We start from the raw sequence: 21467 nt of genomic DNA on the forward strand, positions 1-21467 counted from the left end.
ATAGTCGGTGCTTGCAGGCCTTCCGCCGCAATGGCGGAGGGCGGCTTGGCTTGCTATATCTCGCCTCGAGATAAGGACGAGCCATGACGCCTTACGACTTCAAGGATCCCGACGTCCGCCGCCGGCGGTTCCGCCCCATTCCGGTGCGGATGCTGGTGCCCAACGTCATCACGCTGCTGGCGATCTGCGCCGGCCTGACCTCGATCCGCCTGTCGATCGAAGGGCGGATGTCGCTCGCCGTCTATGCCATCGTGTTCGCGGCCGCGCTCGACGGCATCGACGGCCGCATCGCGCGCATGATCAAGGGGCAGTCCAAGTTCGGCGCCGAGCTCGACAGCCTCGCCGACTTCGTCAATTTCGGCGTGGCGCCCGGCCTGATGCTGTATTTCTGGCAGCTGCACGAGCTCGGCAATGCCGGCTGGATCGCCGCCATGGTGTTCGCGATCTCCGGCGGCCTGCGGCTCGCCCGCTTCAACGCCACCATGGACGATCCGAACAAGCCGGCCTTCGCCGCCAATTTCTTCACCGGCGTGCCGGCGCCCGCCGGCGCGATCACCGTGCTGCTGCCGATCTATGTCGCATTCCTCGATCTCGGCCGCACGCCTGCGGCGGTGACCGCGGCCTACACGCTTCTGATCGCGTTCCTGATGGTGTCGCGCCTGCCGGTGTTCTCCGGCAAGACCAAGCGCATGCGCGTGCCGCCGGAGCTGGTGCTGCCGGCCTTCGTCGCCGTAATCGTCTTCATCGCGCTCCTGATCGCCTATCCCTGGCACGTGCTGTCGATCGGCACGGTGCTTTACCTTCTCGCGCTGCCGCTCGGCTACAAATCCTATCGCGACCAGGCGCGCGCGGTGGAAGCCACCGCGCCGGCGGGAGGCGAGGTCCCGTCACCGCCGTCGGCACCGACGCTGGCGAATTTGTCGGAGCCCCCCCAGGACGACCGGCCCGGGCGGCTGCACTAAAGCGCGATGGGATTCCTCGCGCTTTAGGTTGTTGTTTGAGCATGATCTTTTCGGAAAACCGCTACACACTTTTCCGGATCATGCTCTAACGGCCGCACGCGGATATCTGCCATGAGGCCTGCCTGAGTTGGGTCGAGGCCCGATCTCGGCTATATCGCCCCTTGTGCCGGCGGCATCGCGCAATCAACCGCCGCCAATCTGGGAGAGAACGCCGTGACCAATTCCGCGACCGGGCCGCTGCCCGCTTCCGTCCTCGAAGCGCTGGGCCGCTACGACACGCCGACGATCTGCAATGCCATGGAGATCGTGGCGCCCGAGCGGCGGCTGATCGGCTACACCACCAAGCAACTGGTCTGCCCGTTCCCCGACCTGCCGCCGATCGTCGGCTATGCCCGCACGGTGGCGATCCGCTCGGTGCTGAAATCATCGCTTCCGGCCGAGGAGCAGTCCAGGCGCCGCATCGAATATTACGAATATGTCGGCACCGGCCATGGCCCGCGCATCTCGGTGATCCAGGACATCGACGGACCCGACGTCGGCTATGGCGCGTTCTGGGGCGAGGTGCAGAGCAACGTCCACAAGGCGCTCGGCTGCCTCGGCGTGATCACCGACGGCTCGATCCGCGACATCCCGCAATGGGCGCCCGGCTTCCAGGCGCTGGCCGGCTCGATCGGCCCGTCGCACGCCTGGGTGCACGCGGAAAGCTTCGGCGGCGAGGTGCGCGTTGCCGGCATGACCGTGAAGTCGGACGATCTCATCCACGCCGACCGCCATGGCGCCATCGTGATCCCGCTCGACGTTGCCGCAAAGCTGCCGGAGGCCGCCGAGCTCTGCGGCCGCCGCGAGACGCCGATCCTGGAGATCGCCCGCAGTCCGGATTTCTCGCTCGAGAAGCTGAAGGCGGCGCTGAAGCGCTCGGCGGAGATCCACTGACGGCTGATGGGGCGATCTACGGCCGCGAATCCGGCCGTAGATCGCCTTGCTCGGTCAGAAACAAGGCGGCCTGATCGGGCTCGCCGAGCACGGCGGCGGCGCATCCGATCAGGGTGAAGCCGCCGGCAAAATCCCACATTGTTAGGTCATCTGCGCTGTCGGGGCTGTGCATCAACCGTGCTGCGATCACGGCGAAGGCGGCCTCGACGAAGAGCAGCACGCTGAACGCCGGAAGCACGAGCTCCGGCTCGAGCAGGTGGAACGCCAGCGCCGCGGGCAGCGCCGTGAGAAGACTGAACAGCGTCAACATTGCGATGGCTCCACGATCGGCCATGTCGCAACGCCAGCAAACACCAGCTGATCCCCGACCACGATGTGGCGGAGGGCCGCAGCCGATGTGACGTCGTGGCGCGGCTCCTTATGGTTAGCGAAGTGTTGAAATTCCTATCGCTGGACCGCAATTGCGGCGGCGGGCGGCACGCGGTCCAGACTTAACCTTTACGCGGCTTTAAGGGCGGCGCTCTAGGGTTTCCGATGCGGTTCGGGGTTGGGCCGCGCCAGCGGCCAGGACGGCCGTTGTTGCGTACGCGTCGGAGTTTCCCATGGATATCATGACGAGCGTCGGGCTCATTGCGGGCACCATCGTCATCGTGGCGATGATCTTCATGGGCGGCGATCTTCACATGTTCATCTCCGAACATGCGATGATCATCATCTTCGGCGGCTCGATCTCCGCCACCATGATCCGGTTTCCGCTTTCGGCGCTCCTGCACGGCCTTCCGCTCGGCGCCAAGTTCGCCTTCACCATGAGCCGGCTGTCGGCGCACGACCTCGTCGACGAGCTCGCCCGCATCGCCGAGATCGCCCGCAAGCAGGGCCCGGTCGGACTGGAAAAGGTCGAGACCGACGAGCCCTTCCTCGCCAAGGGCATCCGCTACGTCGCCGACGGCTACGACCTCGACTTCATCCGCGACAATCTCGAGCGCGACCGCGACAACTTCCTCATGCACCTCGACGAGGGCAGCAAGATCTACCGCGCCATCGGCGATTGCGCTCCGGCGTTCGGCATGATCGGCACCTTGATCGGCATGGTGCAGATGTTCGCCAACATGACCGATCCTTCCAAGCTCGGCCCGTTCATGGCGACCGCGCTGCTCGCCACCCTTTACGGCGCGCTGGTCGCGAACCTGTTCTGCCTGCCGATCGCCGACAAGCTGCACGGCAAGCTGCTGGACGAGGAGACCAACCGCACTCTGATCATCGACGGCATCCTGATGATCCGCGACTCCAAGAGCCCGACGCTCGTGCGCGAAATGCTGCTGGCCTATCTGCCGGAGAAGCATCGTCACGCCGATGGCGAGCCGGTGCCGGCGTAAGCCGCCCGCCGGGATTTGAGACATGGCCAAGAAGAAACGCGGCGATGCGCATGGAGGCGGTCACGGCTGGTTCGTGACCTTCGCCGATCTGATGGGCCTGATGATGAGCTTCTTCGTGATGCTCGTCGCGTTCTCGACGCAGGACGCCAACAAGCTGAAGATCGTCGCCGGCTCGATGCGCGACGCCTTCGGCGTGCAGAGCGAGGCGCGCTACGCCGGTATCGTCGAGTCCGACGGCCTGCCGACCCGTCCGCGGCTGAAGAACGTCGATCACATCCAGCCCGAGGACGCCTCCAATACGCCGACGCCGGACCAGGAAGACCGCGACAAGACGTCCGGCGCGAAGATCAAGGTTGATCGCAATTTCGCGCTCGCGGCAGCCTCGCTGCGCCAGGCGCTGCAGGACATGCCGGAGCTGACCGAGATGTCCAAGCACATCATGTTCGAGGAGACCAAGCAGGGCCTCAACCTGGAGATCGTCGACCAGGACGGCCGCTCGATGTTCGCCGACGGCTCCAAGGTGCCCTACGACCGCACCCGCCGCCTGATCGAGAAGCTCGCGGTCCCGCTCAAGGCGACGCCGCTGCGCGTTTCCATCGCCGGCCACACCGCGGCGGGGTTCGTGCCGACCCGCAGCGACTACGGCGCCTTCGATCTGTCGGCCGACCGTGCCAATGCGGTGCGTCAGATCCTCGAACGCCAGGGCCTGCCGCCGTCGCACATCTTCGCCGTCTCCGGCAAGGCCGATACCCAGCCGCTGTTTCCGGACGATCCCTCGCTCGCCGCGAACCGGCGGGTGACCATCACCCTGATGCGCGAAGATCCGCCGCTGCCGCCGAATCTGAAGCCGTAACCCCCTTGCGCTACCATCTTACCTGAGGCATGTCGTCGCGCTGGCGATGAACGTTGCAGCCGCGTCACAGCTTCTGTCCCTGCGCCTGCTAAGGTGATGGGCGATTGACAGGCGCGGCGGAAGCGTCAAAAGGCGCCGGATCAAAATCAGGGACGAAGCGTTTTCCATCCTCATGACGGCGAGCATCACATCGACTGAGACCCATGAAGGGCCGGTCAAGTCGGGCTTTTGGTCCCTTACGCTCGGGAGCATCGGCGTCGTCTTCGGCGATATCGGCACTTCGCCGCTCTACGCATTCCACGAGGCGGTCAAGGCCGCGGCCCATGGCGAGCCGGTCTCGCGCATCATCGTACTGGGCGTCCTATCGTTGATTTTGTGGGCGCTTCTGATCGTCGTCACCGCCAAATACGTCCTCTTGCTGCTGCGCGCCGACAATAACGGGGAGGGCGGCACGCTGTCGCTGATGGCACTCGGCCAGCGCGCGCTCGGGCGGCGAAGCTGGGTTCTGCTTGCGCTCGGCGTGATCGGCGCCTCGATGTTCATCGGCGATTCCATGATCACGCCGGCGATCTCGGTGCTCTCGGCGGTGGAAGGTCTGAAGCTCGCAACCCCCGCGCTCGAGCACTATGTCGTGCCGGTCACCGTCCTCATTCTGGTGCTGCTGTTTGCGGTCCAGAGCAAGGGGACCGCGCTGGTCGCCTCGGCCTTCGGGCCGGTGATGGTGATCTGGTTCACCGTCATCGCGGTCATGGGGGCGGTCCATATCGCCGACGACCCCTCGGTGCTGGCGGCCATCAATCCCTATTACGCGGTGCAGTTCGTGCTGTCGCACGGCACGATCGGCCTCGTGACCCTCGGTGCCGTGTTCCTGGCGGTGACGGGGGGCGAGGCGCTTTACGCCGATCTCGGCCATTTCGGCCGCAAGCCGATCCAGTCGGCCTGGATGTTCTTCGTGCTGCCCGCGCTCCTGATCAACTATTTCGGGCAGGGTGCGCTGGTGCTGTCTGATCCCAGCGCGATCCAGCATTCCTTCTATCGCATGGTGCCCGATAAGCTGGTGCTGCCGCTGGTCGGGCTCGCGACGGCCGCCACCGTGATCGCGAGCCAGGCGGTGATCACGGGCGCCTATTCGCTGGTCTATCAGGCCGTGCAGCTCGGCCTCCTGCCGCGTTTCGAGGTGCGCTACACCTCCGAATCCCATGCCGGCCAGATCTATCTGCCGCGCGTGAACCGGCTGCTGCTGATCGGCGTGATGCTGCTGGTGCTGCTGTTCCACACCCCCAGCAATCTGGCCTCGGCCTACGGCATTGCGGTTTCAACCACCATGGTGGCCGACGGCATCATGGGCTTCGTCGTGATCTGGAAGCTGTGGAACTGGCGTGCGGCGGCGGCTGCGGCGGTGATCATCCCCTTCGTCGTCGTCGATTTGAGCTTCTTCAGCGCCAATCTGCTCAAGCTGCTCGAAGGCGCCTGGGTGCCGCTGCTGTTCGGCATCGTCATGGCGGGGACGATCTGGACCTGGCGCAAGGGCTCCGGAATCCTGGTCCAGAAGACGCGGCGGATCGAGGTGCCGCTGGACGATCTGATCCGCAGCCTGGAGAAGCGGCCGCCGCACATCGTCAAGGGCACCGCGGTGTTCCTGACCAGCGATCCCTCGTTCGTGCCGACCGCGCTCCTGCACAATCTCAAGCACAACAAGGTGCTGCACGAACACAACGTGATCCTGACCATCGAGACCGCGCAGACGCCCCGGGTCGATCTGTCGGAGCGGTTCAGGATGGAGAAGATCAGCGACAAGTTCTCCAAGGTCCGCCTGCGCTTCGGCTTCATGGAGCAGCCGAACGTGCCCAAGGCGCTCGCGATCGCGCGCAAGCAGGGCTGGCAGTTCGACATCATGTCGACGTCGTTCTTCGTGTCGCGACGATCGCTGAAGGCCTCGGCGCAGTCGGGCATGCCGCTCTGGCAGGATCATCTGTTCATCGCGCTGAGTCGGTCGGCCAACGATGCCACCGACTACTTCCAGATTCCCACCGGCCGGGTGGTAGAAGTCGGAACTCAGGTCACCATCTAGAATGCAACTGGTGCAGCCATGCATATCTGCATGGCTATGGCCCAGAATCGGGCTAGGCTATGCCGGTGGCGCAGGACTATAAGCCGCGCGCTCTTCCGCCATTGTGCAGTGAAGCATTCTAGAGGCCACTGGGCTCTCCCATGACAAGCGACATAGCAGTTCCCGCCCCGGAAACGGTGGCGGCTAATGGGCATGGCGATGCCCACACCACCGCCCGTTTCGGCGCGCTGACGCTCGGCAGTATCGGCGTTGTCTACGGCGATATCGGCACCAGCCCGCTCTACGCGTTCCGCGAGGCCGTGATGGCCGCCTCGGGCGCGGAGGGGTTGCCGACGCCGGCAGCCGTGCTCGGCGTGGTGTCCCTGATCCTGTGGGCCCTCATCGTGGTGGTGACGCTCAAATACGTCGTGATCCTGCTGCGCGCCGACAATAATGGCGAGGGCGGCACGCTGGCGCTGATGGCGCTGGCCCAGCGGGCGGTTGGCACCGGTGGGGCGACCATCGTGCTGCTCGGCGTCATTTCCGGAGCTTTGTTCTACGGCGATGCCGTGATCACGCCGGCGCTCTCGGTGCTGTCGGCGATCGAGGGCATGAAGGACGTCACGCTGAGGTTCGAGCCCTACATCGTTCCGCTGACGGTGGTGATCCTGGTCTGCCTATTCGCCGTGCAGTCCCGCGGCACGGCGCGCGTTGCGGCCTTTTTCGGCCCGATCATGTGCGTCTGGTTCGCGGTCCTTGCGGCCGCAGCGATCCATCCGATCATCCAGCAGCCGCAGGTGCTGTACGCGCTGAACCCGCTCTACGCGGTGAACTTCATGCTGCACCATGGCATCATCGGCTTCGTGACGCTGGGCGCGGTGTTCCTGGCCGTGACCGGCGCCGAGGCGCTCTATGCCGATCTCGGCCATTTCGGCAAGCGGCCGATCCAGACCGCCTGGCTGTTCATCGTGCTGCCCTCGCTGGCGCTGAATTATCTGGGGCAGGGTGCGCTGGTGCTCGGGGATCCCGGCGCGATCGTGAGCCCGTTCTTCCAGCTGTTCCCGCAAGGCTTCTTCCGCGGCTGCATGGTCGTGCTGGCGACCATGGCGACCGTCATCGCGAGCCAGGCCGTCATCACCGGGGCCTATTCGCTGACGCGCCAGGCGATCCAGCTCGGGCTGCTGCCGCGATTCGAAATTCGCCATACGTCGGAAGCCCATTCCGGCCAGATCTTCATTCCGCGCATCAACCAGCTGCTGCTGGTCGCTGTGGTGCTGCTGGTGCTGCTGTTCCGCTCGTCCAGCGCGCTGGCGTCCGCCTACGGCATCTCCGTCACCGGGACCATGGTGGTCACGGCCATGATGGGCTTCGTCGTGGTCTGGAAGGGCTGGCGCTGGTCAGGGCTCGCCGCCGGCGCGCTGATTGCGCCGTTCCTGTTTCTCGACCTGACCTTCCTGACCGCGAACCTGTTGAAGGTGTTCGAGGGCGGCTGGGTGCCGCTGGCCCTCGGTGCCGTCATGATCATCCTGATGTACACATGGCGGCGCGGCAGCCGGCTTTTGTTCGAGAAGTCGCGCAAGCTCGAGTTCCCGCTCGCCGATCTCGTGGCCATGCTGGAGAAGCGGCCGCCGCAGCGCGTGCCTGGCACCGCGGTGTTCCTGACCTCGGATCCGCTCAGCGCGCCGACCGCGCTGATGCATAGTCTGAAACACTACAAGGTGCTGCACGAGAAGAACGTCATTCTCACCATCGAGACCGCGCAGACCCCGCGGATCGATCCGGCGGAGCGGGTGAAGCTGGAGCAGATCTCACCGACATTCTCCAAGGTGACGCTGAAGTTCGGCTTCATGGAATCCCCCAACGTGCCGAAGGCCCTCGCGATCGCCCGCAAGCTGGGCTGGCAGTTCGACATCATGTCGACCTCGTTCTTCCTGTCGCGCAGGGCGCTCAAGCCGGCCGCCCATTCCGGCATGCCGCGCTGGCAGGACCGGCTGTTCATCTCGCTCAGCCGCTCCGCCAACGATGCCACCGACTATTTCCAGATCCCTTCCGGCCGCGTGGTCGAGGTCGGAACCCAGGTGACGATCTAGCTCAACACTGTCGTTGCCCGGCTTGACCGGGCAATCCAGTATTCCGGAGGCCGGCGTTGAAGAGCTCGCTCTCGCCGCATCCGCCGCGGCGTATTGGATCCCCCGCCTTCGCGGGGGATGACATCGAGTGTGAGCCCCGAAAGCCGGACTTCAAGTCGCTGCGATTTAGCTTTAACTTGCGCCGCGCGGCTCAAGCCTTTGTGGCGCTTGATTTTCGTCTCCCGAGAGGCGAGGTTGCCGCCGGCCGGGATCGCCCCGGCACGCGGCCCGCGACGTTGGAGGATGATGTGGCAAATCAAGTGCAGGATCTGACCCCGGACGAGGTCGCCAAGGGTGTCGCGGAAGGGCGCTATCTCCTGGTCGACGTCCGTGAGCCGAACGAGGTCGAGGCCGAGGCCTATCCTTACGGCGTCGTGGTTCCGCTCTCGACCTTTGATCCCAAGGCGATCCCCGATCCCCAAGGCAAGGAGGTCGTGTTCGCCTGCCGCTCAGGCAAGCGTTCGGTGACGGCCTCGCTGGCGGCACAGGCGGCGGGCCTGCCTTACGACAAGCATCTGGCCGGCGGCATGCTGGGCTGGAAGGCGGCGGGGCTTCCCAGCAAGGTCGGTGGCTAACCGCGCAATGACGACCAAGAGCTCTTCGCTGAACAAGGTCTTCGCCGACCTTCCCGTCACCATCTTCGAGGCGATGTCGCAGGCCGCGCGCGACAACAATGCCATCAATCTCGGCCAGGGATTTCCTGACGATCCCGGCCCCGAGGATATCCGCCGCGCCGCGGCCGACGCCTCGCTGAACGGCTACAACCAGTACCCGTCGATGATGGGCCTGCCGGAGCTGCGCCAGGCGATCGCGACCCATTACGGCCACTGGCACGGCCTCAAGCTCGACCCGATGAGCGAGGTGATGGTCACATCAGGCGGCACCGAGGCGCTGACCTCGGCGATCCTCGCGGTGGTCAGGCCCGGCGACGAGGTGGTCTGCTTCCAGCCGGTCTATGATTCCTATCTGCCGATCATCCGCCAGGCCGGCGGCATTCCGCGCCTGGTTCGGCTGGAGCCGCCGCACTGGCGGCTGAATGAGGACATGCTGAAAAGCGTGTTCAATTCAAAGACCAAGGCGGTGCTGTTCAACAACCCCTTGAATCCTTCGGCGGTGGTCTATCCGCGCGAGGACCTCGAGCTCTTGGCGCGCTACTGCCAGGAGTTCGACGTCATCGCGATCTGCGACGAGGTCTGGGAGCACGTCACCTTCGACGAGCACAAGCACATCCCGCTGATCACCATCCCCGGCATGCGCGAGCGCACCATCAAGGTCGGCTCGGCCGGCAAGATCTTCTCGCTGACGGGCTGGAAGATCGGCTTCGTCTGCGCAGCGCCACCGCTGCTGCGCGTTGCCGCCAAGGTGCACCAGTTCCTGACCTTCACCACCGCGCCGAACCTGCAGGCCGCGGTGGCCTACGGCCTCGGCAAGTCCGACGACTACTTCCTGTCGATGCGCAAGGATTTGATGCGGAGCAGGGATCGCCTGACCAAGGGCCTGGAGAGCCTCGGCTTCCCCGTGCTGAAGTCGCAAGGTACCTACTTCCTCACCGTCGACCTGTCGCCGCTCGGGCTCAACGAAAGCGACACCGAGTTCTGCTGGCGCATCGTGAAGGACTACAAGGTGGCCGCCATTCCGGTCTCGGCGTTCTACGAGCAGGACCCGGTGACCTCGGTGGTACGCTTCTGCTTTGCCAAGAAGGACGAGACGCTGGACACTGCGCTGGAGCGGCTGTCGGACGCGGTGCGTGGACGCAAGAGGTAGATCGAGATGACGAACGTCGGCCGCTCCGGGATTGGTTTCGCGATCGCCGCGGCACTGACGTTGCTCTCCGCTCCCGCGGGGGCCGAGGAGCGGGTCGTCAACTTCTACAACTGGTCCAACTACATGGCGCCTGACGTCCTGGAGGCCTTCACCAAGGAGACCGGCATCAAGGTGGTCTACGACACCTTCGACGCCAACGAGACGCTGGAGACGCGCCTGATGGCCGGCAAGTCCGGCTATGACGTCGTGGTGCCCACTGCCTATTTCCTGCAGCGCCAGATCAAGGCCAACATCTTCCAGAAGCTCGACAAGTCGAAGCTCCCGAATCTGGCCAATGCCTGGCCCGTGGTGACGCAGCGCCTCGCCACCTACGATCCCGGCAACGTCTACGCCGCCAACTACATGTGGGGCACGACGGGCATCGGCTACAACGTCGCCAAGGTGAAGCAGATCCTCGGGGCGGACGCGAAGATCGACAGCTGGGACATCGTCTTCAAGCCGGAGAACCTGGCAAAGCTCAAAGACTGCGGCGTGCACATGCTAGACTCCGCCGACGACATCTTCCCGGCGGCGCTGAGCTGGCTCGGGCTCGATCCGAACTCGACCAAGCAGGCCGACCTCGAGAAAGCTGCCGACGCCGTGGCAAAAGTCCGCCCGTCGGTGCGGAAGTTTCACTCGTCCGAATATTTGAGCGCGCTCGCCACCGGCGAGATCTGTTTCGTGGTCGGCTGGTCCGGCGACATCATGCAGGCCCGTGCCCGCGCGGCGGAGGCCAAGAGCGGCGTCGAGATCGGCTACACCATTCCGAAGGAGGGCGCGCAGATGTTCTTCGACAATCTCGCGATCCCTGCGGATGCGAAGAACGTCAAAGAGGCCTACGAGCTGATCAACTATCTCTACCGCCCCGACGTCGCCGCCAAGAACTCGGACTTTTTGTCCTACGCCAACGGCAACCTCGCCAGCCAGAAGCTGGTCGACCCGAAGATCCTGAACGACAAGAACATCTATCCGGACGAGGCGACGCTCGCAAAACTGTTCGTCATCACGGCGCGCGAGCCGGCGACCCAGCGGATCATCAATCGGCTCTGGACCAAGGTGAAGACGGGGAGGTAGGGCAGATGGGTTCCAAATTCGCCGTGCGGCGGGAATTGGTGTACTATCTGCTTCAGATTGAACGAACTAGGCCTTGAGCAATGACCGATCATTCTCGCATCTCGCTCGCACCTGATGTCCTTGCTGGCAAGCCCGTGATTAGTGGGACCCGCATTGCGGTCGAGTTCATCATCGGATTGATGGCAGACGGTTGGAGCGAAGCCGACATTTTGGCCAACTATCCAGGCCTTTCGCGCGAGGACATTCTCGCGTGTCTGGCTTACGCACGCGATTCCCTTAGCGGCGAACGGGTTCACCCGACCGCAGCTTGAGATGCGTTTTCTCGCGGACGAGAATTTTCCTGGCTCCGCCGTCGATGCACTTCGTGCATCAGGTCACGACGTCATCTGGATCAGAGCTTCGGCGCCTGGTAGCAGCGATCGCGAAGTATTGGCGCAGGCGTCGCACGAACAACGGATCCTAATCACCTTTGATAAGGACTTTGGGGAGTTGGCTAAAGCGTCGTCGCTCCCGACCGCATGCGGTATCGTATTGTTGCGCATCCCACCGCCGGCACCCGGGCGGATTGGCAAGGTGCTCGCCGACCTGATCTTGGCCCGTGACGATTGGGCGGGCCATTTTTCTGTGATCGAGCCTGGCCGAGTCCGAATGCGGCCGCTGAGCAAATAGCGCCAGCGTCTACCGCCACCTTCTATGCAGCCACAGCCACTGCTCGGGATGCTCGCGCACCCAGCTTTCCACCACGCTGGTGATCGCCTGCGTCGTGCCCTGGATGTCGATCCTGCCGTCGGCATCGCGCACCGGCTGGATCTCTTCGGTGAGCTCGCCGCGGAAGCGGCCGTCGGGCAGGCGGATGATGCGCACGCCGTGGATCGGGCATTCGACCTGGCGCAAGAGGCGCGCCAGCATCGGATTGGCGCGGGTCTTGCGGCCGAAGAACGTGACCTCGACGCCAGCGGTGAGATACTGGTCGATCAGCATGGCGACGTGCTTGCCGTCCTTCAGCGCCTGCGCGAGCCGCAGCGGCGCCTCGCGGCCGGCCGGGATCAGCGTGCCCATGTTGACCTGGCGCATCTCCTGGATGATGCGATCGGCCGAGGCGATGTTCGGGCGGCGATAGAGAATCGCGGTGTCCAGTCCATGCGCGACCGCGGCGAGCGCCGGCAATTCCCAGTTCGCAAGATGCGCCGCGAAGATCAGCGCCGGCTTGCCGTCGTCGCGGATCTGGTCGAACAGCTCGATGCTGCGCGGGGAAATCTCGATTCGACTCTTCTCCGGGGCATCGCGCTCGTAATTCCAGACCTGGTCGATATGGGCGAACTCGGCGCCGACGCGGCCGAGATTGTCCCAGACGCCCATCAGGATCCGTTCGATCTCCTCCGGTGACTTCTCGGGGAAGGCGGCGGCGAGGTTGGCGCGGCCGATGCGGTGCTCGCGCAGGCGCGGTCCGATCAGCTTCACGGCACGCGCGAAAAAGTCCGAGGTCTTAGCGGGATCGAAATAGCGCGTGGTGCGCAGCATCGCGACGGTCGCGGCGCCGATCAGGCTGCCGCCGAGCGACTTGGCAGCCTCCCGCGCGCGGGCCTTCGTGCTCGCAGGAAGCAGCCTCATGCGTCCGGTCAGGCCGGTTCGCGGGTCAGGATCAGCGAAGCGTTCTGGCCGCCGAAGCCGAACGAGTTCGACATCACCGCAGTGACGCGGGCATCCCGCGCCTTGTTGCCGACGACGTTGAACAGGATCGTGGGATCCGGATTGTCGTAGTTGATCGTCGGCGGAATGCGCTGATGCTCGAGCGTGAGCAGCGAGAAGATCGCCTCGACCGCGCCGGCGGCCGAGATGGTGTGGCCGACCATCGACTTGTTGGAGGTGACCGGAATCTTCTGCGCGAGCTCGCCGAACACCGCCGACGTCGTGTTGAACTCCATCTTGTCGTTCTCGGGCGTCGCGGTGCCGTGCGCGTTGATGTGGTCGATCTGGTCCGGCGTCATGCCGGCGTCGGCCAGCGTCTTGTTCATGCAGCCGATGATCGGCTTGCCGTCGGGCGAGGAGCGGGTGCGATGGAACGAATCCGTGAGCTCGCCGCAGCCGGCAATCACGCCGAGAATCTTTGCGCCGCGCGCGGTGGCGGCTTCATAGCTTTCAAGCACGAGCGCGCCGGCGCCTTCGGCCATGACAAAACCGTCGCGGTTCTTGGAGAAGGGACGGGAGGCCGCCTGCGGCGGGTCGTTCTGGGTCGACAGCGCCGACAGCAGCGAGAAGCGCACCAGCGCTTCCGGGTTGACGGTGCCGTCGGTCGCGACGCACAGCGCCGCATCGGTCTCGCCGCGGCGGATCGCCTCGACGCCGAGCTGGATCGAGGTGGCTCCGGACGCGCAGGCCGTCGACAGCGAGATCGGCGAGCCCTTGGTGCCGAAGGTCTCGGCGAGAGAGGCGGCAACCGAGCCGAACATGAAGCGATGATGATAGGCGCTGAACTTGCCGCCGCCGGAGATGCGGAGCAGATCGTCGTAGCTGATGTCTTGCTGGCCGACGGCGCGACCGAGCTCGCGACGCTGCGGCCATTCGACCTCGACCGGTGCAACCGCGAGGAAAAGCGGACCCGGGAAATCGGCCTTGGCGCCGATGCCGGCCTGCTCCAGCGCTTCCTGCGTCACCAGCTCGGCCATCCGCTCGGACAGGGCGGTGGAGGAGAACGGATCGGCGCTGACGAAATCGACGGTGCCGGCCATCGTGGTCTTGAGGCCGTCGACCGGAAAACGCGTGATGGTGCGGATGCCGGATTCGCCGGCGACGAGCTTCGCCCAATTGTCGGATTTGCCGGCACCGAGCGAGGTCATGATGCCCATGCCGGTGACGACGACGACGGGACGCCCGAGTTTGTCGCGTGGTGCAGTCATGTCGATCCCCGCTTGAGCTGGTTAAACTGCCTCGACCAGCGCCATGCCTTCGCCGCGCCAGTGTCCGGCTCCCACCACCACGATCTGGGTGGGCGCGCCCTGCATTTCAATCTCGGTCCCCGTGGAATCATTCGGTGGGAACAGCGCGCCGCGCGAGATCGACAATGCGGCGAGGGCGATGCCGAGCGGAAATTGCGTTTCCATGGCGTGGCCGAACACCGTGCCGGTCGAGCGCACCGGAAAGTCGGCATGGCTCTTCAGGAAGTCGCGCTCGTCCGAGGTCGCGGGCTCCGCGCCGGTCGCCCCGGTGATGATCGCGCCCTTGCCCTCGCGCCTGGGCAGCTTGGCCCACAGCTTCTCGAGTGTCGCGGTCATGTCTCCGGGCTGCTTGCGTTTGGCGAGGTCCGCGACGACGCTCGACAGCTTTGCGAACGGTTTTGCGCCGCGCGCTTCTGCATGCGCCTTCGATTCCAGCACCAGGAAGGCGCCGGCCGAGCCGAGCGCGAAGCCGGGATGGTCCTTGCGCGCCCAGACGGGCGCGAACTTGTCCTTCAGGTTGAAATCGCCGAATTCGTAGAGGACGAGCAAGTCCTTGCGCTCGCCATTGTGCGAGCCGCCGACCAGCGCGATGTCGCTTTCGCCCGAGGCGATGCGCGCGAGCGCGATGCGGGCGGCATCGGCGCCGGCGACCTCTTCGCCCATGAAGGTGCGCGAGGTGCCTCCTAAGCCGTGCACGATGGCGATGTTGCCGGCGAGCAGGTTGGAGAGCTGGGCCAGGAACAGCGTCGGCCTGAGATCGCTCATCAGCCGCTCGTTGAGAAAGCCTGGCGCGTTAGCGCCCTTGGCCTCGGCAGTGAGAATGCCGCTGTCGACGTTGATGTCGCGCTCGCCGCCGCCGGCGGCGACGACCATGTCGATCTTCGACAGGATGTCCTTGTTGCCTTTGATGCCGGCGGAATCCAGCGCAAGACCGGCGGCATAGGTGCCGATGCGCTGCCAGGCTTCCATCTGGCGCTGGTCGCCCTTCTTCGGAATCTGGCTGTCGAAGGATACGGGCATCAAGGGATGCACGATGTAGGGCGCAAAGGCCTTCTCGTCGACATTGATGCGCTTCTCAGAAAGCGCGGCCCAGTTGGCGTCGAGGCCCTCGCCGAGCGAGGTGGCGAGCCCAATGCCGGTGATCCAGACCTCGGTCTGGCCGGGCCTCGAAGCGGTGTTAGTCATTGCGATAGGACCTGTTGCGGAAACCCGACGCGCTCGGCGACCTTCGCCATGTATCCGCGCATATCCGCATTGGGGAAGGGGATCAACGTGAAGGTGAGCGCGGAATTGGCGCGCAGCTTGCCGCCGACCCGGATCTTGGCCTCGGTCATGGCATAGCCGGAGCCTTCGTGGGTGAGGCTCGCCTCGATGCTCATGAGGTCGCCCGGGAAGACCGAGCCGCGGACCTTGGCCTCCTTCACGGCGGCCAGGATCGGCATGCGTTCGAACCTGAAAACGCCGAGTTGAAGCCAGCCCGAGGCCTGCGCCATCGATTCGATCAGGAGCACGCCGGGCATCAAGGGATAACCGGGGAAGTGCCCCTCGAAAATGGTGCTTTCCTGCGGGACCTGCGCTTCGACGACGATCGTCTTCTCGTCGACCTTGAGGTCGACGATGCGATCGATCATGTGGAAGTATTCGAGTTGCATGACTGCGCCCTTAGGCGCTCGCGCCCTTGGCCGCAACCAGTTCGTCGATGCGGGCGCACAGGTTCTTCAGCACGAAATATTGCTCGGTGGTCGCCTTGCCGTCGTTGACCTCCTGAGTCCACTTCTCCAGCGGCAGCTTGATGCCGAACTGCTTGTCGATCGCAAAAGCGATATCGAGGAAATCGAGGCTGTCGATGCCGAGGTCATCGATGGCATGACTATCCGGCGTGATCGTGTCGCGCGGGATGTCGCAGGTTTCAGCGATGATCGTGGCGACCTGATCGAATGTGGAGGACATCACTAAGCCTTTGATATATTGCAGGTATTTGTCAGATTGTCCAGAGTGGCACGGTGGCTGGGCATCGCGCCCCTGATGACGCCCTCAAATCCCCCTCTGGCCGGGTCGAAAGCCCGTATATCGGAGCGCCGCCCTGAGTTCAATGGAGCCGGGCAGGCCCCGGGGGACAGCAACGGACGGGGCTGGGGATGCCGGCTGGGACCCTTCCGCCGCGAGGTCCGCGCCGCGCCGGTCCTAAATGTGCGGTGTCGTGATCTTGACGCAGTCGCGGCGGCCCATCAGCACGCAATCCTGAGTCCGGCGCAGGTCGGCGATGCTGACCGCGAGCCAGATCCCGATCGCGGTCAGCGCGATGGTGAAGGCGAGCGCCGCGATATTGGCAAGCATGCGCTGGCGGAAATTATCGGGCTCGGCGCGCGGCTGCTCGTAGCGCGACAGGTCCAGCCGTTCGGGCGTGGCGCGCAGCGGCTGCACGCTGGCATCGCCGCGCTGGACCCTTGGGGAAGGCGGGGTGCGCGGCCTGAACTGGAGCACCCGGTGCTCCTCATCAGAGCTTATGGGCCGCTGGTTGTTCATGGGGCGGGGATCACTCCGAAGCAGCAATTTAGATAGCATAGGTGAGGCACGCGTTGCAGAAAAACTTCTCAATGCCCGCGTGTATTCGTGCGTTCGTACCATTTGTGCACGGGCCGGTGTGCAGCGATCTGGAAACCGGCCGTCGCGCCCGTGATCCGCGCGTTGCGCTGCAATGCGGGCACAGCGACACTGTCCTTCGTCCGATCGGTATCGACTTGTGATCTGCGCGTGCTTTGAACGGATTTTGCCGCCCTGGGGCCCATGGCATAGTCGCGGGAACCCGAACCGCTAGTTGCATCCATCTGAGGGGCTTCGATCATGACCACGACCAACGCGCGCGAGCCGAGAGTGCATCCAGTTCCGATCCTGTCGCTTCGGCCGACGCAGATGACGGTCGGCATGCGCGAGGTCAAGGAGAAGCGGAAGCGCTGGCGCGAGCATGACAAGAAGAAGCAGGCGGATCTGCTCGGCAAGCACATGATCCCCGTCGTTTACGGCCCCGATGCACGTTACTACGTGATCGACCATCATCACCTCGGCCGCGCGCTGCACGATGAAGGCGTCAAGGAGGTGCTGGTGACCATCGTGGGCGACCTCAGGATGGTGGAGCGCGAGGCCTTCTGGGGCGTCATGGACAACAAGCGCTGGGTCTATCCTTACGACGCCAAGGGCGAGCGGCGGTCGTTCCGCGACCTGCCGAAATCGGTCGCCGACTTGAAGGACGATCCATTCCGCAGCCTTGCCGGCGAATTGCGCCGCATGGGCGGCTTCGCCAAGGACACGACGCCATTCTCCGAATTCCTGTGGGCCGATTTCCTGCGCCGGCAGGTCTCACGCAAGGCGGTGGAGGCCGATTTCGACAAGGCGCTCGAGAAGGCGATGGCCGCCGCCAGAAGCAAGAATGCGATCTATCTGCCCGGCTGGTGCGGCCCGCTGGACGACGATTAACGGTGTCTCGTCAGTCGCGCTGGAAGATCCTGGCGCCGGGGTAGGCGCGGCGGGCGTAAGTGACCACCAGCGCGCGGTCCTGGGTGTCCAGGAACGGCGTTCGGATCTGGGACGATCCGACGATGAGGTGCCACAGGCCATTGAGCTTCTTGATCACAATCTTCATTTGCGTAGTCCTCGATGACTCCCATTCCAGCGAATGTTGCTTGTCGCCGCAGTGCCTGGAATCGCGGTCGCGGATACGAAATTCCCAACACGGCCGGCGCTCCAAAACACGTCGACCCTTGTTAGTTGGTTACGGAATGCCCCCAGATAAGCCGGATCTCATCACAGCCGCTTGAGCGAAATCAATTTCCGCGCCCACGACACCGTCCTGAAACAGAGCCGTCCCATTTCTATGGGGTAGTCGAGCTCACACAGGAGGCGAACATGCGCCGTCTGGCTTTCGTAGTTGCCGTGCTCGCGGTCGCTTCGGCGGGAATCTCTGCATCCTTTGCCGCGGTCCACCACGCCAAGACGTTGACGTTCGCGGAGCGCTTTGCTCCGGCGCTCGACTTGATGGCAAAGCGCTAGCGGCATACGCCTCGCAGCCGTGAGATGCAACGGCTGCGCGCTGCCAGGTGGACATCACGTCGCACCTGCCGGCAGATGATGGCCGGGCCAGGCTTGACCTGTCGCAAAGGTGGCTCGCCCTGACCGGCTAAGGTCTGCCTGCATGGTTGCAGAGACAGCGTTGTGCCCCGATGCCGAGGGCCGGGCTCCAAGTCATGCAGATTTTGGAGGCACGGCCATGAGCGTCATCTTCCGCATTCTTTTTGTCCTTGCCGGCGCGATCACGGCGCTGTTCGTCGCGCGTGACGCGCTGAATTTCACCATCATCCAGACCTTCGTCGCAGTCCTGCTCGCCACCGCGATCGTCGGTGCCGGCAGCTTCTGGAGCCTGCGGCGGAAACCGTGAGCGAGACGGAACGCCGCAGTTCGGCCGGCCTGAGCGAGACCGAGGCCCGGGCGAGGCTCGCGGCAGACGGCCCCAACGAACTGCCTCGGCCGGAACGACGCAGTCCCCTGCGCATCGTGGTGGAAGTGCTGCGCGAGCCGATGCTCCTGCTGCTGCTTTGCGGCGGGCTGATCTATCTCGTGCTCGGCGATCTCAAGGAGGCGCTGATCCTGCTGGCTTTCGGGGCGATGTCCATCGTGATCACGGTGGTGCAGGAGACCCGGACCGAGCGCGTGCTGGAAGCCTTGCGTGACCTGACCAGCCCGCGGGCGCTGGTGGTGCGCGACGGGGTGCGCCGGCGAATTGCCGGCCGCGAGGTCGTGCAGGGCGACCTTCTCGTCCTCGGTGAAGGCGATCGCGTCCCCGCCGACGCCGCGCTCGTCGAGGCGCGGGACCTGCAGGTCGACGAGTCCCTGCTGACCGGCGAGTCGATGCCCGTCCGCAAGAAGACCGCCGACAAGACCATCGCGGCCGGTCACCGGCCCGGCGGCGAGGATCAGCCATTCGTGTATTCCGGTTCGCTCGTCGTGCGCGGCGAGGGACTGGCACTGGTCGAGGCCACCGGGCCGCGCAGCGAGATCGGGAAGATCGGGCTGTCGCTTCGCGGCCTGCAGGCCGAGCCGCCGCGGCTTCAGCAACAGACCGCAAGGCTGGTGCGGCTCTGCTTTCTCGGCGGCGCCATCATCAGCCTGGCCGCGATTGTGCTCTACGGCGTCTCGCGCGGCGACTGGCTGCAGGCGCTGCTCGCAGGCGTCGCCATCGGCATGTCGATGCTTCCGGAAGAATTTGGCGTCGTGCTCACGGTGTTCATGGCCATGGGCGCGTGGCGGATTTCGCAGGCTCGTGTCCTGACGCGGCGAGCCGCCGCCATCGAGGTCCTCGGCTCGGCGACAGTCCTGTGCACCGACAAGACCGGGACGCTGACGCAGAACCAGATGTCGGTCGCCGAGCTGCGGCTGCGCGACGGCGCGCGCCTGCGTGCGGAGGCGTCCGGACCGGATCAGGTCGGGCCCGAATTCGCCGAGCTGGCGCGCTGCGGGGCGCTGGCAAGCTCTCCGGAGCCGTTCGATCCGATGGAGAAGGCGCTGCACGCGTTTGCGCGTGATGTCCTGCGGGACGGAGACGCGATGGATGGCGGGCGGACGCTGGTGCGTACCTATGGTCTGCGCCCCGAGTTGCTCGCCATGACCCAGGTTTGGCGGACATCCGCTGCGGCGGATCTCATCGCATGCGCCAAGGGCGCGCCGGAAGCGATTGCGCGGCTGTGCAGGCTGAACGAGGCCGATCGGGAGGCCGTGCAAGCTGCCGTCGGGGCCATGGCGAAGGACGGGCTTCGCGTGCTGGGGATGGCGGTTGCCGCGTGTGATGACACTTCCCTGCCGGCATCCCAGGAGGCTTTCGTATTTCGCCTCGTTGGCCTGGTCGGACTCGCCGATCCGTTGCGGCCTCACGTTCCGGAGGCGGTTCGCGAATGCCGTTCGGCCGGCATCCGCGTCGTCATGATCACGGGCGACTATCCGGCGACCGCTCTGGCGATTGCCGGGCAAGCCGGGCTCGACGTCAATGAGGTCGTGACCGGGGAGCAGATCATGCTCGCTGACGACACCGGGCTCGAGGCACTCGTCAGGAAGGTGAACGTCTTCGCGCGGGTTCTGCCGGAGCAGAAGCTGCGGATCGTGCAGGCGCTGAAGCGCGGCGGCGAGATCGTTGCGATGACGGGCGACGGCGTCAACGACGCGCCGTCGCTGAAGGCCGCCCATATCGGGATCGCGATGGGTGGCCGCGGCACAGACGTCGCCCGCGAGGCATCCTCGATCGTCCTGCTCGACGACGATTTCAGCTCCATCGTCGCATCCATCCGCCTCGGACGCCGGATCTACGACAATCTGCGCAAGGCCATGGCCTTCATCTTCGCGGTTCACGTGCCGATCGCGGGCCTTGCGCTGCTTCCCCTGGTGTTTGGGCTGCCGCTGGTGCTCGGCCCGGTTCACATCGCCTTTCTGGAGCTGATCATCGATCCCGTCTGCTCGCTGGTGTTCGAAGCCGAGCGCGAGGAGCGCGACGTCATGAAGCGTCCGCCGCGGCGTGCCGATGCGGAGCTGTTCTCGTGGCCCCTGATCGCCTGGAGCGTCCTGCAGGGCGCGATGGCCTTCGCCTTGATCGCGGTGATCTTTGTCGCAGCGCTTCGTTCCGGGCTTCCGCCCGATGAGGCTCGCACCCTCGCATTCATTGCGCTCGTCGTCTGCGTCCTCGCGCTGGTGCTGGTCAACCGATCCTTCAGCGCATCCTTCTTGTCTGCCTTCTTCCGTCCAAACGCGGTATTGCTCTGGATATTCCTCGCGATTGCGCTTGTCCTCGCCGCAGCCCTGTTCTGGCCGCCGGCCTCCGGTCTCTTTCGCTTCGGTCCGCTGCATCTTGACGATTTGATGATCACGCTCGGCGCGGGACTATTGGTGCTCACGGCGCTCGAACTGCTGAAGCCGTTTTGGGGCCGGCGGTTACGATTCTAGATCGTGACGCGGCAGCCCGGCCATGCGCCGAGCGCGACGAGTCGACGTCCGGAAATCATGCAGGCCGCGGAAGACGCGTGCGAGATGCCGACGTCATTTCATTAGAACGGATCCAGTCTACATAGATTCTACGACGCGAACGTCCGAAACACTTTGATTGTGCGCTCGGAGTCTCTGCATGGTCGTTCCCGAAAGTTCGGGGACTGGGAATGCTGGAATTGGTGTTTGACGCACGCGCAACGAAGCGCGGGCGCGTGTCGATGTTGTGCGGTCTTGTCGCGCTTCCTTCCGCCATCGCCTTCGGCCAAGACGCGCAGGCTCAGAGCGCGAGCGGGGCATCGGTTCTTCCTCCCGTCGTGGTCGAGCAAAG

23 protein-coding genes are annotated in these 21467 nt (G+C 64.9%); 15 read left to right on the forward strand and 8 right to left on the reverse strand.

Features of this window, described 5'->3' with window-relative positions:
- Nucleotides 1-83: 83 nt before the first annotated feature.
- Together AB7M16_RS35250 and AB7M16_RS35255 are read left to right on the forward strand one after the other, a co-directional pair.
- Nucleotides 84-962 carry a CDP-alcohol phosphatidyltransferase family protein gene (locus AB7M16_RS35250; protein WP_453946787.1) on the forward strand — a complete coding sequence of 293 codons (879 nt, stop codon included), beginning with the start codon at nt 84-86 and terminating at the stop codon, nt 960-962.
- Between the two features lie 213 nt (nt 963-1175).
- A complete protein-coding gene (locus AB7M16_RS35255) occupies nt 1176-1895 on the forward strand; it encodes an RraA family protein (protein ID WP_212257363.1) in 720 nt (239 codons plus the stop codon).
- Between the two features lie 16 nt (nt 1896-1911).
- Here AB7M16_RS35255 and AB7M16_RS35260 read toward each other — a convergent pair whose 3' ends face one another.
- Complete coding sequence (locus AB7M16_RS35260; protein ID WP_172788098.1) at nt 1912-2205, reverse strand: hypothetical protein; 294 nt, start codon at nt 2203-2205, stop codon at nt 1912-1914.
- Between the two features lie 292 nt (nt 2206-2497).
- Here AB7M16_RS35260 and AB7M16_RS35265 point away from each other — a divergent pair, with 292 nt between their 5' ends.
- The 9 genes from AB7M16_RS35265 (at nt 2498) to AB7M16_RS35305 (ending at nt 11849) form a co-directional block, all read left to right on the forward strand.
- On the forward strand, nt 2498-3271 hold the full coding sequence (locus AB7M16_RS35265; protein WP_172788099.1) for a motility protein A: 774 nt from the start codon (nt 2498-2500) through the stop codon (nt 3269-3271).
- A gap of 22 nt (nt 3272-3293) precedes the next feature.
- Nucleotides 3294-4124: an OmpA/MotB family protein gene (locus tag AB7M16_RS35270; RefSeq protein ID WP_212257364.1), complete on the forward strand. Its 831-nt coding sequence runs from the start codon at nt 3294-3296 to the stop codon at nt 4122-4124.
- Nucleotides 4125-4296: 172 nt separating this feature from the next.
- Nucleotides 4297-6195 (forward strand): potassium transporter Kup, encoded by a 1899-nt coding sequence (locus AB7M16_RS35275; protein WP_172788101.1) that lies wholly within the window; start codon nt 4297-4299, stop codon nt 6193-6195.
- A 140-nt stretch (nt 6196-6335) separates the two neighbouring features.
- Nucleotides 6336-8264: a potassium transporter Kup gene (locus AB7M16_RS35280; protein ID WP_172788102.1), complete on the forward strand. Its 1929-nt coding sequence runs from the start codon at nt 6336-6338 to the stop codon at nt 8262-8264.
- 287 nt (nt 8265-8551) lie between these two features.
- Nucleotides 8552-8878: a rhodanese-like domain-containing protein gene (locus tag AB7M16_RS35285; RefSeq protein WP_197946948.1), complete on the forward strand. Its 327-nt coding sequence runs from the start codon at nt 8552-8554 to the stop codon at nt 8876-8878.
- Nucleotides 8879-8885: 7 nt separating this feature from the next.
- Nucleotides 8886-10067 carry an aminotransferase gene (locus AB7M16_RS35290; RefSeq protein ID WP_453946790.1) on the forward strand — a complete coding sequence of 394 codons (1182 nt, stop codon included), beginning with the start codon at nt 8886-8888 and terminating at the stop codon, nt 10065-10067.
- Nucleotides 10068-10073: 6 nt separating this feature from the next.
- The gene (locus AB7M16_RS35295) at nt 10074-11180 is read left to right on the forward strand and encodes a polyamine ABC transporter substrate-binding protein (RefSeq protein ID WP_453946791.1); all 1107 of its coding nucleotides are present in this window, start codon (nt 10074-10076) and stop codon (nt 11178-11180) included.
- An 80-nt stretch (nt 11181-11260) separates the two neighbouring features.
- Entirely contained in the window at nt 11261-11491 is a 231-nt protein-coding gene (locus AB7M16_RS35300; RefSeq protein WP_172788106.1) for a DUF433 domain-containing protein, read from the forward strand.
- A gap of 1 nt (nt 11492) precedes the next feature.
- Entirely contained in the window at nt 11493-11849 is a 357-nt protein-coding gene (locus AB7M16_RS35305) for a DUF5615 family PIN-like protein (protein WP_453946792.1), read from the forward strand.
- Between the two features lie 9 nt (nt 11850-11858).
- Here the strand turns inward: AB7M16_RS35305 and AB7M16_RS35310 are convergent, their stop codons facing one another.
- From AB7M16_RS35310 to AB7M16_RS35335, 6 genes are all read right to left on the reverse strand, one after another.
- Nucleotides 11859-12791 (reverse strand): lipid A biosynthesis lauroyl acyltransferase, encoded by a 933-nt coding sequence (locus AB7M16_RS35310; protein WP_212257370.1) that lies wholly within the window; start codon nt 12789-12791, stop codon nt 11859-11861.
- 8 nt (nt 12792-12799) lie between these two features.
- Complete coding sequence (locus AB7M16_RS35315; RefSeq protein WP_260383268.1) at nt 12800-14077, reverse strand: beta-ketoacyl-ACP synthase; 1278 nt, start codon at nt 14075-14077, stop codon at nt 12800-12802.
- 21 nt (nt 14078-14098) lie between these two features.
- Entirely contained in the window at nt 14099-15301 is a 1203-nt protein-coding gene (locus AB7M16_RS35320; RefSeq protein ID WP_453946793.1) for a beta-ketoacyl-ACP synthase, read from the reverse strand.
- On the reverse strand, nt 15298-15768 hold the full coding sequence (locus AB7M16_RS35325; protein ID WP_172788110.1) for a 3-hydroxyacyl-ACP dehydratase FabZ family protein: 471 nt from the start codon (nt 15766-15768) through the stop codon (nt 15298-15300). The genes AB7M16_RS35320 and AB7M16_RS35325 overlap by 4 nt, the downstream gene beginning before the upstream one ends.
- A gap of 10 nt (nt 15769-15778) precedes the next feature.
- The gene (locus tag AB7M16_RS35330; protein WP_007592476.1) at nt 15779-16066 is read right to left on the reverse strand and encodes an acyl carrier protein; all 288 of its coding nucleotides are present in this window, start codon (nt 16064-16066) and stop codon (nt 15779-15781) included.
- A gap of 234 nt (nt 16067-16300) precedes the next feature.
- Complete coding sequence (locus AB7M16_RS35335) at nt 16301-16642, reverse strand: hypothetical protein (RefSeq protein WP_172788111.1); 342 nt, start codon at nt 16640-16642, stop codon at nt 16301-16303.
- A gap of 318 nt (nt 16643-16960) precedes the next feature.
- Here AB7M16_RS35335 and AB7M16_RS35340 point away from each other — a divergent pair, with 318 nt between their 5' ends.
- The gene (locus tag AB7M16_RS35340) at nt 16961-17590 is read left to right on the forward strand and encodes a ParB-like protein (protein WP_172788112.1); all 630 of its coding nucleotides are present in this window, start codon (nt 16961-16963) and stop codon (nt 17588-17590) included.
- Between the two features lie 10 nt (nt 17591-17600).
- On the opposite strand, the gene AB7M16_RS35345 is transcribed toward AB7M16_RS35340, so the two are convergent.
- Nucleotides 17601-17756, reverse strand: a complete 156-nt coding sequence (locus AB7M16_RS35345; protein WP_439363375.1) for a hypothetical protein — start codon at nt 17754-17756, stop codon at nt 17601-17603.
- A 263-nt stretch (nt 17757-18019) separates the two neighbouring features.
- Between AB7M16_RS35345 and AB7M16_RS35350 the strand changes: the two genes are divergently transcribed.
- The 3 genes from AB7M16_RS35350 to AB7M16_RS35360 all read left to right on the forward strand — a co-directional run bounded on the left by AB7M16_RS35350 (nt 18020) and on the right by AB7M16_RS35360 (nt 21097).
- Entirely contained in the window at nt 18020-18163 is a 144-nt protein-coding gene (locus AB7M16_RS35350) for a hypothetical protein (RefSeq protein ID WP_453946794.1), read from the forward strand.
- Between the two features lie 217 nt (nt 18164-18380).
- Nucleotides 18381-18548, forward strand: a complete 168-nt coding sequence (locus AB7M16_RS35355) for a hypothetical protein (protein WP_167361653.1) — start codon at nt 18381-18383, stop codon at nt 18546-18548.
- On the forward strand, nt 18545-21097 hold the full coding sequence (locus tag AB7M16_RS35360) for a cation-translocating P-type ATPase (RefSeq protein ID WP_453946795.1): 2553 nt from the start codon (nt 18545-18547) through the stop codon (nt 21095-21097). The genes AB7M16_RS35355 and AB7M16_RS35360 overlap by 4 nt, the downstream gene beginning before the upstream one ends.
- Nucleotides 21098-21467: the final 370 nt, after the last annotated feature.

The organism is Bradyrhizobium sp. USDA 372, assembly GCF_053629095.1.

What these genes read in the sequence shown, in the direction of transcription:
- AB7M16_RS35290 (WP_453946790.1), top strand. Translation starts at nt 8,886, where the DNA reads ATGACGACCAAGAGCTCTTCGCTGAACAAGGTCTTCGCCGACCTTCCC.
- AB7M16_RS35325 (WP_172788110.1), bottom strand. Translation starts at nt 15,768, where the DNA reads ATGCAACTCGAATACTTCCACATGATCGATCGCATCGTCGACCTCAAG.
- AB7M16_RS35270 (WP_212257364.1), top strand. Translation starts at nt 3,294, where the DNA reads ATGGCCAAGAAGAAACGCGGCGATGCGCATGGAGGCGGTCACGGCTGG.
- AB7M16_RS35300 (WP_172788106.1), top strand. Translation starts at nt 11,261, where the DNA reads ATGACCGATCATTCTCGCATCTCGCTCGCACCTGATGTCCTTGCTGGC.
- AB7M16_RS35335 (WP_172788111.1), bottom strand. Translation starts at nt 16,642, where the DNA reads ATGAACAACCAGCGGCCCATAAGCTCTGATGAGGAGCACCGGGTGCTC.
- AB7M16_RS35355 (WP_167361653.1), top strand. Translation starts at nt 18,381, where the DNA reads ATGAGCGTCATCTTCCGCATTCTTTTTGTCCTTGCCGGCGCGATCACG.
- AB7M16_RS35260 (WP_172788098.1), bottom strand. Translation starts at nt 2,205, where the DNA reads ATGTTGACGCTGTTCAGTCTTCTCACGGCGCTGCCCGCGGCGCTGGCG.
- AB7M16_RS35250 (WP_453946787.1), top strand. Translation starts at nt 84, where the DNA reads ATGACGCCTTACGACTTCAAGGATCCCGACGTCCGCCGCCGGCGGTTC.
- AB7M16_RS35280 (WP_172788102.1), top strand. Translation starts at nt 6,336, where the DNA reads ATGACAAGCGACATAGCAGTTCCCGCCCCGGAAACGGTGGCGGCTAAT.
- AB7M16_RS35275 (WP_172788101.1), top strand. Translation starts at nt 4,297, where the DNA reads ATGACGGCGAGCATCACATCGACTGAGACCCATGAAGGGCCGGTCAAG.
- AB7M16_RS35295 (WP_453946791.1), top strand. Translation starts at nt 10,074, where the DNA reads ATGACGAACGTCGGCCGCTCCGGGATTGGTTTCGCGATCGCCGCGGCA.
- AB7M16_RS35350 (WP_453946794.1), top strand. Translation starts at nt 18,020, where the DNA reads ATGCGCCGTCTGGCTTTCGTAGTTGCCGTGCTCGCGGTCGCTTCGGCG.
- AB7M16_RS35305 (WP_453946792.1), top strand. Translation starts at nt 11,493, where the DNA reads ATGCGTTTTCTCGCGGACGAGAATTTTCCTGGCTCCGCCGTCGATGCA.
- AB7M16_RS35265 (WP_172788099.1), top strand. Translation starts at nt 2,498, where the DNA reads ATGGATATCATGACGAGCGTCGGGCTCATTGCGGGCACCATCGTCATC.
- AB7M16_RS35320 (WP_453946793.1), bottom strand. Translation starts at nt 15,301, where the DNA reads ATGACTAACACCGCTTCGAGGCCCGGCCAGACCGAGGTCTGGATCACC.
- AB7M16_RS35315 (WP_260383268.1), bottom strand. Translation starts at nt 14,077, where the DNA reads ATGACTGCACCACGCGACAAACTCGGGCGTCCCGTCGTCGTCGTCACC.
- AB7M16_RS35310 (WP_212257370.1), bottom strand. Translation starts at nt 12,791, where the DNA reads ATGAGGCTGCTTCCTGCGAGCACGAAGGCCCGCGCGCGGGAGGCTGCC.
- AB7M16_RS35340 (WP_172788112.1), top strand. Translation starts at nt 16,961, where the DNA reads ATGACCACGACCAACGCGCGCGAGCCGAGAGTGCATCCAGTTCCGATC.
- AB7M16_RS35345 (WP_439363375.1), bottom strand. Translation starts at nt 17,756, where the DNA reads ATGAAGATTGTGATCAAGAAGCTCAATGGCCTGTGGCACCTCATCGTC.
- AB7M16_RS35330 (WP_007592476.1), bottom strand. Translation starts at nt 16,066, where the DNA reads ATGTCCTCCACATTCGATCAGGTCGCCACGATCATCGCTGAAACCTGC.